11 protein-coding genes are annotated in these 16,202 nt (G+C 62.5%); 7 read left to right on the top strand and 4 right to left on the bottom strand.

Going from position 1 to position 16,202, the window contains the following annotated elements:
* Positions 1–2: 2 nt before the first annotated feature.
* The 4 genes from V6K60_RS07060 to V6K60_RS07045 form a co-directional block, all read right to left on the bottom strand.
* On the bottom strand, positions 3–938 hold the full coding sequence (locus V6K60_RS07060; protein ID WP_332449812.1) for a metal ABC transporter substrate-binding protein: 936 nt from the start codon (positions 936–938) through the stop codon (positions 3–5).
* Between the two features lie 67 nt (positions 939–1,005).
* Positions 1,006–1,836: a metal ABC transporter permease gene (locus tag V6K60_RS07055; protein ID WP_332449811.1), complete on the bottom strand. Its 831-nt coding sequence runs from the start codon at positions 1,834–1,836 to the stop codon at positions 1,006–1,008.
* Entirely contained in the window at positions 1,829–2,578 is a 750-nt protein-coding gene (locus tag V6K60_RS07050; RefSeq protein ID WP_332449810.1) for a metal ABC transporter ATP-binding protein, read from the bottom strand. The genes V6K60_RS07055 and V6K60_RS07050 overlap by 8 nt, the downstream gene beginning before the upstream one ends.
* 6 nt (positions 2,579–2,584) lie before the next feature.
* Positions 2,585–3,022, bottom strand: coding sequence for a formylmethanofuran dehydrogenase subunit E family protein (locus V6K60_RS07045; protein WP_332449809.1), 438 nt, complete (start codon positions 3,020–3,022; stop codon positions 2,585–2,587).
* A gap of 131 nt (positions 3,023–3,153) precedes the next feature.
* Here V6K60_RS07045 and V6K60_RS07040 point away from each other — a divergent pair, with 131 nt between their 5' ends.
* The 7 genes from V6K60_RS07040 (at position 3,154) to V6K60_RS07010 (ending at position 16,148) form a co-directional block, all read left to right on the top strand.
* Positions 3,154–3,873, top strand: coding sequence for a class I SAM-dependent methyltransferase (locus V6K60_RS07040; RefSeq protein ID WP_332449808.1), 720 nt, complete (start codon positions 3,154–3,156; stop codon positions 3,871–3,873).
* Positions 3,874–4,057: 184 nt separating this feature from the next.
* Entirely contained in the window at positions 4,058–5,830 is a 1,773-nt protein-coding gene (locus tag V6K60_RS07035; RefSeq protein WP_332449807.1) for a DUF3344 domain-containing protein, read from the top strand.
* Positions 5,817–6,797: a DUF3344 domain-containing protein gene (locus V6K60_RS07030; protein WP_332449806.1), complete on the top strand. Its 981-nt coding sequence runs from the start codon at positions 5,817–5,819 to the stop codon at positions 6,795–6,797. The genes V6K60_RS07035 and V6K60_RS07030 overlap by 14 nt, the downstream gene beginning before the upstream one ends.
* The gene (locus V6K60_RS07025; protein WP_332449805.1) at positions 6,794–7,459 is read left to right on the top strand and encodes an ABC transporter ATP-binding protein; all 666 of its coding nucleotides are present in this window, start codon (positions 6,794–6,796) and stop codon (positions 7,457–7,459) included. Before V6K60_RS07030 ends, V6K60_RS07025 begins: the two co-directional genes overlap by 4 nt.
* Entirely contained in the window at positions 7,456–8,673 is a 1,218-nt protein-coding gene (locus tag V6K60_RS07020) for an ABC transporter permease (protein ID WP_332449804.1), read from the top strand. The genes V6K60_RS07025 and V6K60_RS07020 overlap by 4 nt, the downstream gene beginning before the upstream one ends.
* Positions 8,674–8,806: 133 nt before the next feature.
* Positions 8,807–12,895: a DUF3344 domain-containing protein gene (locus V6K60_RS07015; protein ID WP_332449803.1), complete on the top strand. Its 4,089-nt coding sequence runs from the start codon at positions 8,807–8,809 to the stop codon at positions 12,893–12,895.
* Between the two features lie 154 nt (positions 12,896–13,049).
* On the top strand, positions 13,050–16,148 hold the full coding sequence (locus tag V6K60_RS07010) for a DUF3344 domain-containing protein (protein ID WP_332449802.1): 3,099 nt from the start codon (positions 13,050–13,052) through the stop codon (positions 16,146–16,148).
* Positions 16,149–16,202 lie beyond the last annotated feature (54 nt).

Genomic DNA, 16,202 nt, shown 5'->3' with positions numbered 1-16,202 from the left:
CCTTACCGCCTGCGGAGCAGCAGGGCGCCGCCTCCCAGGATAGCCACAACCGAGAGTACCGCGGGGAGCGGAGCACTGACCCCGGCCGGGGCGGTCTCATCCGCTGCCGATGCGACCTCGACCGGGGTGACCAGACCCTTGTTGTAGCGGATGACATCGGGGAGAGAGTCGACGCCCGGGAGCGACTTGGGGAAGTTGGTGAAGATGACCCGTTCCACAGGCACCCCGTTGTCGCGAAGCGCCTCCTCAAGCCCCTTTGCCAGCTCACCCGACTGCATGTTCTCGATGACGTACTGCACGTTTTGGTACTTCGCGGGGTTGGCGTTGATATCATCGACAACCTTCTGCGGGGTGAACTTGCCGCCCTGGTAGAACTCCGGCGCATAGAGGGATACCATCTCCAGCCCGAGCCACCCGACCGCGGCATCTTGCTGCCAGACCATCACCACGGCATCCTGGCCGGGAATTGCCTCCCGTTCTTCAGCGGAGAGGTCTGCAGCATCGATATCAGCAAGGTACTCGGTCAACCGCGTCTCGTAGTAGGTCTGGTTTGCCGGGTCGGCGGCGATCAGCCATCCCGCCACCTCACGGGCGAGGTCTTTTGCCCCCGATGGTGTGTTCCAGGTCATGGAGGGATTCTCCAGGGTCACCCACGCCACCGCCCCGTAGTTGTTCGCGGCCATGAAGTCAGTGACGTACGGCATCACGTAGGACTGGTCGACCGACCCGTTATGGGCGATGAAGAGATCGGCATCGCGGATAAACTCCTTCTGCATCTGGATGCGGTTCGGGATGATGTCTGCCTGCATGTGGGGGCAGATGGTCGGATCGGCGATGTAGATGGCCTCGACCTTCTCGCCGCCGATGTACTGGGCGGGGTCCCAGAGGACGGTGGTCGTGGAGACGACGCTGAGGGCATGCGCACCTGGTGCTACCAAACCCAAAATGAGTAGGAAAAAGATGATACGAAATAGTTTCATATTGAGACTAGTTGCGACAAACATCTTAAGTTTTTCGAAACGTGACGCGCCGCTTGGGTGAGAGGATCACCGCGGCGAAGAAGACGGCGGAGAAGATGATGGCGGTCAGGGGGGCGACCGGGAGGGAGTACTCCAGGCCGATGAGGGCTCCGGATACGCTGACAACTGCGGCGACGACCGGGGCGACCACGAACATCGAGGAGAGCCGGTAGCAGAACTGGAGCGCGATCGCCGCCGGGATGACCAACCAGACGTAGAGGAGGAGGCCCCCGATGATCGGGAGACAGAGGGCAACGGTGAGCGCGATCATAAAGAGCATCGCGTAGTAGACCGGCTTCACCCGGATCCCGACCGACTCCGCAATCCGCTTGTTGAAAATGATCGCAGTGATCTCCTTGTAGAGGACCAGGACGAAGGCGATCGCCACGATGCAGATGACGACGAGGAGGTAGATCTCTTCGCGGTAGAGGGAGATGACATCCCCGAAGAGGAGGCCCATGGCGGAGAACCCACGCCCAAGGGTCTGCATGTAGGCGATGAAGAAGATGGCCACGGCCATGCAGATCCCGAACAACAGCCCGAGCGACGTATCAGGGGAGAGCCGCGCCTTATCGGAGAGCGGGCCGATGAGGAAGGCGACGCTGATCCCGGCCACGATGGAACAGACGGTCGGGTTGAGGGAGAGGAACATCCCCACCGCTGCGCCGGCAAAGGCGGCATGGGCCATGGTGAACCCGATGGAGGAGATCTGAACCTGGGTGATGATGACGCTCAAGATGGCGCAGGCGATGGAGGCGAAGAGCATCGCCTCCACGGCATGGCAGACGATGTTGTTCTGGATGAGGAACTCAAGCATGGAGCGCCCCTCTTCCGGCGTTCCGGACGACCTCTTCGACCTCTCCGGGGGAGCACTCCCGGCTGACGACGATCGTCCCCTCCTGCATCACCACGACCCGCACCGGCCTGTCGGGCAGGTCGTCGAAGGCATGCGAGACGATCAACACCGTCATCCCATCCCTGACCAGGCCGGCAAGGAGACGGTTGATCTCCTCGCGGGCAAACATGTCCAGGTTGGAGAAAGGCTCGTCCAGGAGGAGGACCTCGGGGTTGCGGGCCAGGTTCTGGGCCATGAGCACCTTCTGCTGCTGCCCGCCGGAGAGCTTCCCGATGGGGCGGGTGGCGAGGTCTTCGATGCCGAGCAGGGAGAGGGCGTCCTGCACCGCCTCGTAGTCCTCCTCTTTGGGCTTCCGGAAGAGCCCGATCCTCCCGAAGCGTCCCATCAGGACGACCTCCTCGACCGTGAACGGGGTGAGCGGATCGAAGGCAAAGTTCTGGAGGAGGTAGCCGACCCGGCACCGGACCTGCACCCCGTTCTTCCGCACGTCCTGCCCGCATACGGTAGCCTTCCCGTGGGTGATGGGGAGCATCCCGTTGATCGTCTCAAGCAACGTGGTCTTCCCGGCGCCGTTCGGGCCGCCGATCACCACGAACTCGCCCTTCTCTATCGAGAGAGAGACATCCATCAGGGTGGGGCGGTCCGCCCCTTCGTAGGCGGTATACACGTCTTCAAGCCGGATAATGGGGTCGGGCGGAGTCATGGCTCTTCAGGAGATGTCGAAGAGTTCGTCGCCGCGCTGGGAGTACATCTCCTCGGCCACGGCCTCGATCGCAGCCTCGTAGTCCATATCCTTCTTCGGGAGGGGGAACGGGCGCGGCGTTATGACGATCCTTCTCCCGTCCGCCTCAAAGACACAACTGACGGTCTCCGAGGGGATGATCTCGATGTTCCGCTTCCCCAGCGTACACCCGCTCCCGAGCTGGACCCCGTCTGCCAGGCAGGACTGGGGTGGGACCCCGGCGCACCGCACCTCAGCCTTCATCCGGAACGGGTCGTCGCAGAAGTTGCTCCGCACGTACTTCCCGATCCGGTACCCGAGGACAATGTATGGACCCAGGTGGCCGTGGAAGGCGGCAAGGTCGGCGATGGAGAAGTCATTTTCGATATTATAGTATTTGCAGTGGGAATGGGACTCTGCATCCATGGAGTATCGTCTGTAGGGGTAATATTTAATAATTGTTTATGCAGATTACGTATGAAATAATACCATTATTTACCTTTTATTGGGGAGTTTTTCAATGGAACATCAGAATAGATCATACTGGAGGACCAAGGATGACCGAACCAGACCCTGATCACGGAGTCATGGATGCGGAAGGGTACGACCGCCTCATCAGGGCCGTCGTTCCCGCCCAACCCCTCCTCCTTGCCACTATCATTGATTATCTGCCTCCTCATCCACGGCGAATCCTTGAACTGGGCTGCGGGACCGGGATTCTCACCGCGATGGTCAGGGAGGAGTGCCCCGGTGCGGAGGTGATCGGGATAGACCTCTCCCCGGAGATGCTGAAGATGGCAGCCGCAAAACCGGAACTCGAAGGGGTCCGATTCCTTGCGCAAGACCTGCGGGATGCATGGCCGGAAGGTCGCTACGATGCGATCGTGACCTCCCTCTGCCTCCACCACGTCTCAAGAGAGGACCGGGTCATGGTCGTCCGCCGGGCTCTAGCGGCGCTCTCGCCGGGAGGGCGGTTCATCTGCGGGGACATCTTCCGCGCCGGGGACGACCGGGAGGAGCAGATGCAGAGAGAGATCTGGTGCCGGGGCATGAAACGGAGGGGAACTCCGGACGACGTTATCCGGGGGATGGTCGCGCAACGCGAGGCGAATATGCCCGCTTTCACCACGGTTCCACGGTTCCGGGATATCCTGGTGGAGTCGGGGTTCGACCGCGCGGTTGTGCCGTTCACATCAGGTTTTGTGGGTCTGGTGGTGGGGTTTATCGGAGGCACCTCTTCTGTCGGGGATTCACCGGGCGAACAGCCCCGTGGATGACCCGCAGCCGGGGATTGTCGACCCCCTCTTCACGGACTGCTTGCGGCCGGTGATGGAGATCCCGGGGGGAGGTTTCGAACGTCCGGTACGGGGATGAATCATCAGAGGAAGTACAGGACGAGTCTCACGAGTTGAAACGTTCTTCGAAAAAGATAATACTTTGTACGAGAGAACTCAAACTCGTATGAAAATTCCACGTCTCATCCCCTTGATCGCTATTTCCATCGTTCTCCTTCTCTGTTGCACGCCTGCGGCCTCGGCACTGTATGAGTTTGAGGGAATACCTCTGACACTCTCTGCCCAGGGGACTGTTCGGGGAGAAGTCCTCACCTTCGGCACTTATGGCCTCGCTGACCCGCCAATGGAATGCACCTTTGATCTCCCGGCTTCTCCGGTCTATGCACGGGTATACACCGGGGTATGGGGCGGCACCGAACAGTACACCGGATGGGCAGACGTGACTGTGAACAACGCAGAACCGGTCCGGTTCGCTCTCTCCGGCACCCGCGATACGAACCCCGATATCGCTGCCTCAAGCCACGGGATCTACTGGATCGGCACCGACCCGGCCGGGAACCTCCGCGCCGGCACGAACACCATCATCGTCGCCACGAGCCGCGGGGAGGCGGGAAACCGGCTGGACGGGCGCATCTATGCCGTATGTGTGGTTGCCGTCGTCGAGGAGGCGGGCGGACCGATCACCCAGTACTGGATCGCCGACGGAAACGAGAACCTGCACGGAGAGGGATGGGCGGGGAGCAACCCCACCCGAAAAGACACTGCATCGGTCTCCTTCGGCCACGCCGACCGCTCCGGCATGACGGCTGCCGAACTCATGGTCGTCCTCCTCGCCTCAAACCGGGGCCAACCCGACTACCTATCCATGAACGGTCACGACCTCGGCTCCCCGTCAACCAGGGCCGATATCGGCAACGAACGCTCGTTCGATTCCATCGGCGCCGGGATCGAGTCACGGTACGTCGATGCCGAGCGGTTTGACGTCACCAACCTTCTTCTTTGCACGAACACCGTCCTCTTCGAGCGGGGGAGAGACCTGGACGGCGACGGGCGTATCGCCTCATCGGGAGCAGTGATCGAGGGCGAAGACTACATCCACCCCTGCCTCGCCGTGCTGACCCTGGTGCGGTCCGGCGCCGATCCGCTTCCCGATCTCGCCGTTGAAGAGGTCCGCGCCGAGAACGCCTACACCGGGGAGACGGCGACCGCGGTCGCGAAGATCAAGAACTACGGATCACCCCCGGCTGCCCCGGTCGCCGTCATGTTCTCCCTGAACGACAGGGTTATCGGTACGGAGAGCGTGACGCCGGATCCAGCCGGCAACGCCGAAGCAACGGTCACCTGGCCGGCATCCGGCGGCGCGTTTACCCTCACCGCAGCGATAGCAGAGACGGGCGACGCCGATCCCACGAACAACCGGGCGTCGGTCGACCTGACGGTAGGCTCCCTCCCCGACCTTGCCGTCTCGATCGGGGCACCCTACCGCGTCGATGCGGAAGCAGCAGAGCCCACGCGGGCCCCGCTCTCCATCGTGCCGGTGGTCGCCGGTCTCTGCGCGGTCGCGTGGTTCAGCCGTTCGCGTTCCCACGGCAGCCCCGGGCTCGTCCCCGTTCTCCTCATCGCCACAGTCCTCGTGGGATGCCTCTGCACCGGCGCCGCATCGGCCGGTGACGGCGGCTACGCCGCATACCTCCTCCCGGTCCAGATCGAGAACAGCGGGGGAAGCGATGCCCCGGCCTTCTCGGTAACGGTCTATCTCGACGGCGAAAAAGCGGCCTACAAACGGGTGGACAGCGGCGTGGCGGCAGGAAGCAGTACGACGGTCACCATCCCGCTCTACACGACCCCGGGCACGCACCAGGTGCGGGTTGTCCTGGATGAGGCCGGGGAACAGGCAACCGGGAAGAACACCGCAGGGGGTTCGTATGACTTCCCGTAGGACCGTCCTCCTCGCCATCGCCCTCGTCACCCTGCTCGCCGGTCCGGCATCGGCATCCTATGCGGGGGACAAGCCCCTGGTCACCGTCATGACCGGGACGATCACCGGCGGGTATGCCTTCACTCTCGGGAACAGCACCTACAGCGGGACGCTCGACCCCGGCGACTCCTATACCGTCGCATTCGAGCCTTTGCTCCCTGCCGACGCACGGATCACCGACACCCGGGTCTACGTCTACTGGGCATGGAGCAGGGCCGGGCAGCAGGCCGTCTACCCGACCATGCGGGTTCTCGCCCGGGGAGGGGAGCAGCAGGAACTTGGCCGTGCGGAGCGCTACGTCGACAGCAAGGGCTTCGTCAGCACGAACGACTTCTTCTCAGGAATGGACGTTTACCCGGTCGCTGAACCCGGAAAACGCACGACTGCCGTAACGGTCACGAACGCGGCCGACGAGAACGCCTCGTTCGTCGTCCAGGGGGTCGGGCTCCTGGTCGTCTACGAGAGCCCGTCCGCCCCGCGGGGTATGCTCTGGGTGAAAGAGGGGTGCGACATGCTCTACAGCAGCTACGGCGTCGAGACCGGGATGGCTACGAGCAGGATCGAGTTTGAAGGCGCCATCGATACGGGAGCCGTCCGTTCGGCGACCCTGCACCTCGTCGCCCCTTCCGGCGGCTACACCCGGACAGACGTGCCGGAGAAGAACGCCGTCTCCGTCAACCGGAAGACCGGCGACCGCCTCCCCGCCTTCATCGAAGGTATCCTGGAAGCCATCTTCCCGGGGTATAACGGGAAGGAGTGGACCGACGCGTTCGACGCCACCGAGCAGTCCCAGGTCGGCGCCGACATCCGGGAGATCGCTCCCTACCTGCGGTCACGGGAGAACGTCGTCACCGTCCGCGACAACGGTGATTACCTCCTGTTGACGAACGCGTTCCTCTGGGTCGACCTCGGAGAGGAGCAGGCATGACCGCGATCGTTGCCGCAGAACGGCTCACCAAACGTTACGGGACGACGGTGACGGCGCTCGACGACGTTTCGATCGAGGTCGGGAGAGGAGAGTTCGCCGCGGTCATCGGCCGCAGCGGCAGCGGCAAGAGCACGCTGATGAACATCCTCGGCTGCCTCGATACACCGACGTCCGGTAGCGTCGCCATCGGTGGCCGGCCGGTCGACTACACCGACCGGAACGCCCTCGTAGATCTGCGGCGAACGGCCCTCGGGTTTGTCTTCCAGCAGTTCAACCTGATACCAAACCTGACGGCCGAGGAGAACGTGGCATACCCGCTCCTCTTCAACTACCGGGAGAAGGCCGAGCGGACGGAGCGGGCACGGATGATCCTCGAACGGGTCGGTCTTCTCGAACGCGCCACCCACTACCCATCCGAACTCTCTGGCGGCGAACAGCAGCGCGTGGCGATAGCCCGGGCGCTTGTCCACGATCCGCTCCTGGTCCTCGCCGACGAACCGACCGGAAACCTGGATTCAAAGACCAGCGCCGAGATTCTCGACCTGCTCCGCGAGCTGAACCGCGACCGGCAGACGACGTTCGTCGTCGTGACGCACGACCGGGAATCCGGGTCGCTCTTTGACCGGACGGTCCGGATGGTTGATGGTCGGGTGGTGGCATGATGGCAAAATGGCTCGATTATGCGTGGATCGCAGCCCGGCAGGTGTTGCGAAAACGCGCACGCCTGCTGCTCACCGCACTTGGCATCGCGATCGGGGTTGCCGCTGTTGTGGGCATCGTCTCGCTCGGTGAAGGGATCCGCTCCCAGTCCGTGGCGATGATCGAGGAACAGTCCGATTTGACGCTGATCGAGGTGAGCGCCGGTCTCCACGGGGGGACGATCGTCCCCGTCACCGCATCGAAGGTGGCCGCGATAGCAGCCCTGCCCCACGTCCAGGCCTCGGCGCCGGTGGTGAAGGATGCTTTCGCCACACGACAGCAGACCTACCTCGGGGTCATCGGCGGCCGGTGGGATGAGATCGTCGCGGTCTTCGACCCGGTCCTGCACCAGGGCGAGGGATTTCGTGCCGGGAGCGCCGAAGCGGTACTCGGGCGCGACCTCGCCGACCGGCTCCTGCGCTATGAAGGCATCCGGCCGGGTGATGCCTTTGGCGTGCTGGCGCGGGAGTATGGCGAGTCGGGGCTTCCGGAGGACCGCGAGAGTGAGGTCGTGGCGGTCGGGATCCTCCAGGAGCAGGACGGTCCGCTCGATTCAGCGCTCCTCATGGATGCCGCGACCGTCCAGGCTCTCGCCGGCGAGCGGGACGCCTACGACGCGGTCTATGTCCGGGTGGACAGCCCCGAGCATGTCTTCTCCGTCGTCGAAGAGATCGAAGGGCTCGGCCTGAACGCCGATGGAGCGTTCGAAGAGATTGAATCGGTGAACAACCTCATGGACGTCGTCATCCTCGTCCTCTCCTCCTTCACCGGCATCTCGCTGATCGTCGGCGCCCTCATGATCGTGAACACCATGATCATCTCAGTTTTTGAGCGGACGCGGGAGATCGGCATAGCCATGGCGGTCGGCGCATCTCAGAACAACGTGATCGGACTGATCCTCCTCGAATGTCTCTATATCGGGCTCCTCGGCGGGATCATCGGCGATCTGATGGGGATCGGATTTGCTGCGGTCATCAACACGGTCGGACGGGGCCTGATCATCGACCGGCTCGGGGAGAACTTCATCGGGTTTGCAGAGGCCGATATCACGCTGGTCACGCCGCAGATCCTGGTCGCCGGGATGCTGATCGCGGTCTTCCTCTCGCTGCTCGCTGGCATCTATCCGGCGTTGAAGGCAGCACGGCTCAACCCGGTGGAGGCGATCAGGCGTCTGTAGCCGTGTTACGATTGCGAAAACTCTTTTTACTCTATGGGATATATTGCACACAGATGTATTCAGGCTGTCCTGCGCCCGCTGTCCGTGCGCCTGGCCCAGGACCGCGAGTCGATCAGATCCAGGTGAACAACAGATGAATAATCCCTGTACTCCGTTATCCCGGCAGCATGCCCTCATCGCGGTCGGCATGCTGCTCCTCTTCCTGTTGCCGACCACCGTATCCGCTGACACCTACATCGGCGGGATCCCGCTTGATACCGTGCAGCATGGAACCGTCTCCGGCGATCTCTGGTGGGATTCGTTCTACGGCGTTGCCGGTCAGCCGATCGGCCAGCCGAACACCCAGGTGAAGACGTTTCTCCTCCCGGAGCACACCGGGATAGCGTGGGCGCATCTCTACGTTGCAGTCTACTGCGGGAACCAGCAGAGTAACTATGAACTGACGGCACGGGTGAGGTTCGACGGCAACGGTGACGGCACCTATGAACGGACGCTCGGGACGGAGACACTGAACGTTCCCTACGGTTTCCCGGGCGAGGGTGGCGCCGGCCCGGTCATGGTCAACGGCCACTGCAACCGGGTCTCAAGCGATTACCTGATCTGGTATGATGTTGCCGACGCCATCAACGGGAACCGTGTCGCCGTTGAGGTGCAGACGGATAAGAATGCCGGATATACGGGCACCTCCGACGGCCGGATCAAACTCATCACCCTCCTGGTCGCTTACGACGACGGTGATACGGACGAGATCCGGTACTGGGTCAACCAGGGCCACGATGTCTGCAGTTACCAGGACTCCGCCTATGCCGGCGAATCCATCTTCTCCGCGGGCGATATCCCCGACGCGTGGTCAGACGCCCGTCTCTCAATCGTCCATATAGCAAGTACAAACGGTGAGTATGAGTTTAACCGCGAGTACCTGGACGCAGAAGCGGTACAGGGCTCCTACGCCGGTTCGCAGTCATGGGATGTCACGGATACCGTGGAGATATCGGATGGAAATGCGTTCGTCTACCGTGGAAGTGCTGAATTCTTCAAGATCCCGCTCGCCATGCTCACCGTGGCCTACCGGGGCGACCGGACGGGCGCCATCTCCGTCACCTCGAGCCCGGCAGGTGCGGCAATCCTGCTCGACGACGAAGAGACCGGAGAATCCACAAACACGACGCTACAGGACGTCCCGGTCGGTGAGTACACCGTCAGGGTGGTCAGGGAAGGATACCGCGAGTCCGACGAGAAGTGGGTGACCGTCGAGGGCGGCAGCACCACGGCGGTACACTTCTCCCTGACGCCGATCACCGGAAGTATCCAGGTCGTCTCGGACCCCGAAGGAGCCGAAATCTACCTTGACGGAACGAAGCAGGGTGGCGTGACCGATACGACGCTCGCCGGCATCCCTATCGGCGAGCACACGGTCACGGTGAAGAAGGCAGGATATCGGGACGCCTCCGGGACCGTCACCGTCGAGGAGGGCGAGACGGCAGAGGTCTCCTTCGACCTCTCGCCCGCCACAGGCGGGGAATCGGGAGGGTCAACCTCGTCCGGCGGGACCGCCGCTTCGGATATCGAGGGCTACTCAGGGGGAACCCTCACGCTCTACAGGACGGGAACGCTGCCAGGCGGGTTCCTCTTCTTGAACGAAAGCGGTTACTCGGGCCTCCTCACCCCGGGAGACGTGAAGGAGTATACGATCCCGGTGGAGATCCCCGCCGGCGCCACCGTCGAGGTGGCCCGCCTCTACCTCTACTCGACGTGGGGCCACGACGCCCGGACACGGACCGGGGTCGAGCCGAAGTTCCTCCTCTCTGCAGACGGAAAGCCGATCGAGGCTGATGCGGTCTACACCGACAGGAAGGGCACGGGAGTATACGATTACCTGATCAGCACCGCGTGTTACGACCTCTCGGCGGTGACGACCGCATCCGGTGACCTCCGGGTCAGCGTCAGGAACGGTGGGAGCGGCGATGAAGCGTTCGCCCTCTACGGCGTCGGCCTTGCCGTCATCTACCGGGAGATCGGGGAGCCCGAGATCACCTACTGGCTCTACGAGGGCTGCGACACACTGCTCGCGTCTCCAGAGTTCGGGACAACGACCGAGACCTCAACGACGAGCATCCTGATACCGGGAGAGATCGAGGCGGCAGGGGCCAACGGGGCTCGCCTGCTCGTCGTCGCCACGGCGGCGTCCGGGACCGATACAGATGAGAACCGCATCGCCTTCAACGACTGGGAGTGGTTCAACCTGCTCTACGGTGGGTCGTCGGCCATCAGCATCGCCGATCTCGATGTTCGGCCCTACCTGAGCGGGGACAAGAACAGGGCCGAGATTCAGAGTTACATGGCCGGCTCAAAGGGTGACTATCTCGAGAGCAGGAACGTCTTCCTGGTCCTCGGCCAGGGTGGTGCCGCTTCTCCGGCACCCGCCCGGGCTGCTCCGACAAACCACACGGCGGCTCCCGGGCATCAGGCGTATCCCCTCTCCGTCATCGATGGCCGGGTGCAGGCCAGCCACATCGGGACGCCCGATGGCGCGGCCATGCTCCACATCAGCGAGGGTGCAGAACTCCTGGACGGCGACGGGGCGCCGGTCGCAGCCATAACGATGGAACGGCTGACCCCATCCCGAGCGGGGCTTCCCCCGGATCACACCTGGATCTATCGTATCGGTCCTGAGAACGCGTCTTCCGACATCCCCATGGTCCTGGAAGCGGACTGCAACGGGACGCCGGGATCGTTCATCCGGCTCGATCCTGGTGACGGAACGTGGCGGGCGGTCAGGACGGAGACCGATCCGTCGGGCACGAGCGCCACCTGCCGCATCACCACGCTCGGTCTCTATGCCCTCGGGCGGGATGCGGCGGCGAGCGAGGACGTCCGGCCGGAGGGGGGCGAAAACCCGCTCGCCGCATTCTTCAACACGATCGTCACCTTTGTGGCCTCGCTTTTCTTCGGCCCTGCCGCGCCGGTCGAGGCGCAGGCCATTGTGACCCCGGCCGCAACCCCGATCGTGACACCGACCGGGCCTGCGGCAGACACTGCAGGCGAGGAGGCTGGGCCCGCCTCGCTCCGGGTCCGATCGAATCCTCCCGGTGCCCTGGTCACCCTCGACGGCACCTACCTCGGGAAGACGACACCGGTGACGCTCACGGCTGTTGCAGCAGGCACGCACCTGGTGCGGGTCGAGTTCGATGGTTTCCAGCCGGTCGAGCAGGAGGTGGCCGTCGACGGGGAGACTGACCTTTATGTCGACCTCCCCGCGGGGGGTGGGCAGACGATGAACCGCCTGAAGATAGAGGGGAGCGAAGACCTGCTGGAGGAGAACACGCCTGGTGGTGTCTACGTTGAGTCGGTGCCTGCCGGCGCGGAGATCTACGTCGACGGGAAAAAGACGGGATTTACGACCCCAAAGGTCATCTACGGGCTGAAAGAGGGGAAGCATACCATCAAGGTCCGGAAGGAGCGTGCCCAGAGCGAAGGTGGGAAGGTTGTCGCGTGGATCGATTCGGCGAGCGCCTGGGTCTATCCCGATGCCGTCAACCGGGTCGCGTTCCACCAGAACATCCACTCGATGGTGAAGAACGTCACCATCGAGTCAGCGGCGTATGCGGGGAAGAGCGTGACCGTCGACGGCCGGTATCCTCCCTTTACGATCCCCTGCAACATCACGACCGATGAGGCGAACCCGTACATCACTATCCTTGACGAGGGCGCGTACCTCTCGCACCGGATCGCACCCAGCGGGCTCCAGACGAAGGTCACCGTACCCACCCTGCTCCCGGCAACCGGAACCGTTCAGGTCGACTCGGTCCCGTCCGGGGCTGATATCTATATCGACGGATACCCGACCGGTTTCTGCACGCCGTATCTTGTCGAGAACCTCTCCGGGGGCCCGCACCGGATCATGGTGTCGAGGAATGGCTACCATCCGGAGGAGGAAGCGATCTGGCTGGTTCCCAACGATGCAAAGCCCGACGAAAAACTTACCTTCACCCTTGATCCCTACACCTACGGTTCGCTTATGGTGAATACCACCCCGGCAGGGGCGACGATCTATCTCTACGGCCGGGACACCGGCCTGAAGACCCCCTGCCTCATCCCCTACCTCGAGATCGGGACGTACGAGATCAGGCTGAAAGCCGGCCTCGCGTCGAAGGTGATCGAAGATCTCCTGATTCCTCCCTATACGGTGGAGAAGATCCGGGTGGATCTGGCGGAGTCATAACCTTTTTTTTGAGAGCAACGACCCGGAGCAGCGAGAATCTCCGGGCAGGGATGTATTCAAACGATTATATAATATAATCTGATTATTTACTATATTCAGATCCATATGTTTTATTTAGTACTACTTTATAGATAACCGTAACAACGGTGAGAGAATGAAACGATACATCCCGCACCTCATGGTGATTCTTCTTTGCATGATGCTCCTCGCACCCGCTGCATCTGCAGATACCGCACCGAACCTCATTGTATCCGGCATCAAGCCGAATAGCGATGAGATATTTGCCCATGAACCGAACAACGTCACCACAACCGTGAAGAACGCCGGCGATGAACTTGCAGGCACGTTCGATGTGCTGTTTGAGATCGGCGGGTATGAAACCGCGGTCACCATCACCGGTCTTGACGCGAATGCCACGACCACGGTCGAGATCACCGATCCCACCATCCGTGCCTTCGGCGACACTGTGACCATCACCGTCACCGTCGATCCGGACGACGCGGTCTTCGAGGCAAACGAGGCGGATAACACCGCCGAGATCACAAAGACCGTTGTCTACAACGGTTACAAGGGTAAACGCTACACCGACGGCGACGACCTGACAACACAGGCTTCCTTTGCGGGCCGGTATGACGTCGTCTACTCCGCCGGGAACGCTGTCTACAACGGGGCCCGCTGGACTGCGCAGACCTACGAGTGGACCCCAGCCGATCTCCCCATCCCCGCCGGCGCCACCGTGGTCAGTGCGCGGCTCTACCAGGGCTACACCTACAACAAGATGGGGGTCGATCCGGCCTTCACCGTCTCGGTGAACGGAAACGCCGTCACGCCGATAGCGACCTACCAGGACATCAAGAACTTTGGCGCCTACAGTTACCCCTACGGGGTGTACGTCTACGACGTGACCGGAGCGTTCGATCCGGCGGGCACCAGCATGATTATCACCCCTGAAGACGGGAACGACTACAGCATCTACGGTGCCTACCTCGTCGTCGTCTACGAGGACCCCGCAACCACCGAGAAGGAGATCTGGATCAACGACGAGTTCGACATGCTCTATGCCCGCACCTCCTATGCAGTGAACTCTGAGGAGGCGACCGCGTATGCGCCCTTCGGCAACGTCGAGACCGCCTATCTCCAGGGAGCCCGGGCAGTTGCCGTCCTCTTCTCGGCCAATGACGAAGAGAAGAGCAAGTTCTTCTTCAATGACCAGGAGTATCCCGGGTTCTGGATGGACTACCAGGCCGGACCGCAGCTCGGGTTCTCGGTCTACGACGTGACCGATGTCATGGAAGACGGCGAGAACGAGGCACGGCTCCAGAGTTACGACCCTGGCTCGAACGGCGACAACCTGTATGCGGCCACTGCCATCCTGATCACTGAGTACACAGAGAGACCCCGGCCCGACCTGACGGTCACCGGCATCGCACCCAACAGCGGCGAGGTCTTTGCCCACGAGCCGAACAACGTCACCGCGACCGTGGCGAACGTCGGCAACGAGACCGCCGGAGCGTTTGATGTCAGGTTCCTCGTCGGCAACCACACCGTCCTGGTGAACGTCTCCGGCCTTGCCGTGAACGCCACGACCACGGTCGAGATCACGGATTCCACGATCCGCGCCTTCGGCGACGCCGTGGTCATCACCGTCACCGTCGATGACGCCGGCGTCGTCATTGAAGAGAACGAGACGAACAACACCGCCGGGATCACAAAGACCGTCGTCTACAACGGTTACAAGGGCAAGCGTTACACCGACGGCGACGACCTGACGACACAGGAATCCTTCACGGGCCGGTACGACGTCGTCTACTCCGCCGGGAACACCACCTACAACGGGGCCCGCTGGACCGCGCAGACCTACGGGTGGACTGCGGCCGATCTCCCCGTCCCCACCGGCGCCACGGTGGTCAGCGCACGGCTCTACCAGGGCTACACCTACAACAAGATGGGGGTCGATCCGGCCTTCACCGTCTCGATGAACGGGCACGCCGTCACGCCGATAGCGACCTACCAGGACATCAAGAACTTTGGCGCCTACAGTTACCCCTACGGGATGTACGTCTACGACGTGACCGGGGCGTTCGATCCGGCGGGCACCAGCATGACCATCATCCCTGAAGATGGGAACGACTACAGCATCTACGGTGCCTACCTCGTCGTCGTGTATGAAGACCCTGCAACCACCGAGAAGGAGATCCGGATCAACGACGAGTTCGACATGCTCTATGCCCGCGCCTCCTATGCAGTGAACTCTGAGGAGGCGACCGCGTATGCGCCCTTCAGCAACGTCGAGACCGCCTATCTCCAGGGAGCCCGGGTAACCGCCATCCTCTTCTCGGCCAATGACGAAGAAAAGAGCAAGTTCTTCTTCAACGATCAGGAGTATCCCGGGTTCTGGACGGACTACCAGGCCGGGCCGCAACTCGGGTTCTCTGCCTACGACGTGACCGATGCCGTCCTCGACGGCGAGAACGAAGCACGGCTCCAGAGTTACGACCCCGGCTCGAACGGCGACAACATGTATGCAGCCACTGCCATCCTAGTCGCTGAGTACGCCACACCGACGCCGACGCCCACACAGTCCTCGTGGAGCGGCGGGGGCGGGGGCAACTCGCAGTTCACGTTCACTGCCGGCGCAGGCACCATCCTGACCTCCTCTGAAGGGAAGGTGCTTCGCGGTGTGGATATCACCGCAACAGACGGCATCGCATCGCTCGTGATCCCACAGAACGTCCTTGTGCTGGATGCAGAAGGCTCGCCGGTCCATGAGATCTCCATCGAACCCGCCTCGTCGGCAGATTTACCGGAGCCGGAGAACGCCCGGTTCGCCTTTGCGGGGAGCGTCTACGACTGCTCGCCCGCCGGGGCAACGTTTGACCCCGCAATAGATCTGGTATTCGTCCTCTCCGAAGAGGAGTGGGAGAATCTGAAGGGGTCCGACCTGAAGGTGCAGTTCTACGATACGGCGAAGGGGGAGTGGGTTGACGTTCCGGCGACCGTCGATGCGGCGACTCGCACGGTCACGGCCAGCGTCTCGCACTTCAGCACCTTCGCCCTGGTTGCGGTCGAGGCGGGTTCAACCAGCAGCCTGTCGGCCAGCGCTGCAGAACCACCGGCACCGATAACAACCGCATCTGCCACGGGCACCACAGCCCCGGCTGCTGCAGAGCCAACGCAGGCACCGGGCTTTGAAGCGGTTCTGGCGCTCGCCGGCCTTGTCGCAGGGGCCGCTGCTGTTCTGCGGCGGGACTAACCCCTCTTTTTCTGCATAATCCGTTGGGCACCCGGATATCCCGTGCCTAAAGGG

Source organism: Methanoculleus sp. (assembly GCF_036677455.1).
In the GTDB taxonomy this organism is placed as follows: Archaea; Halobacteriota; Methanomicrobia; order Methanomicrobiales; family Methanoculleaceae; genus Methanoculleus.
Note: the sequence above shows the minus strand (reverse complement) of the source record. Positions and strands in the feature narration are given on the sequence as shown.

Excerpts from the sequence above, each read along its gene's own strand:
- V6K60_RS07050 (WP_332449810.1), bottom strand. The coding sequence starts at position 2,578 with ATGACTCCGCCCGACCCCATTATCCGGCTTGAAGACGTGTATACCGCC.
- V6K60_RS07035 (WP_332449807.1), top strand. The coding sequence starts at position 4,058 with ATGAAAATTCCACGTCTCATCCCCTTGATCGCTATTTCCATCGTTCTC.
- V6K60_RS07040 (WP_332449808.1), top strand. The coding sequence starts at position 3,154 with ATGACCGAACCAGACCCTGATCACGGAGTCATGGATGCGGAAGGGTAC.
- V6K60_RS07010 (WP_332449802.1), top strand. The coding sequence starts at position 13,050 with ATGAAACGATACATCCCGCACCTCATGGTGATTCTTCTTTGCATGATG.
- V6K60_RS07025 (WP_332449805.1), top strand. The coding sequence starts at position 6,794 with ATGACCGCGATCGTTGCCGCAGAACGGCTCACCAAACGTTACGGGACG.
- V6K60_RS07055 (WP_332449811.1), bottom strand. The coding sequence starts at position 1,836 with ATGCTTGAGTTCCTCATCCAGAACAACATCGTCTGCCATGCCGTGGAG.
- V6K60_RS07020 (WP_332449804.1), top strand. The coding sequence starts at position 7,456 with ATGATGGCAAAATGGCTCGATTATGCGTGGATCGCAGCCCGGCAGGTG.
- V6K60_RS07030 (WP_332449806.1), top strand. The coding sequence starts at position 5,817 with ATGACTTCCCGTAGGACCGTCCTCCTCGCCATCGCCCTCGTCACCCTG.
- V6K60_RS07015 (WP_332449803.1), top strand. The coding sequence starts at position 8,807 with ATGAATAATCCCTGTACTCCGTTATCCCGGCAGCATGCCCTCATCGCG.
- V6K60_RS07045 (WP_332449809.1), bottom strand. The coding sequence starts at position 3,022 with ATGGATGCAGAGTCCCATTCCCACTGCAAATACTATAATATCGAAAAT.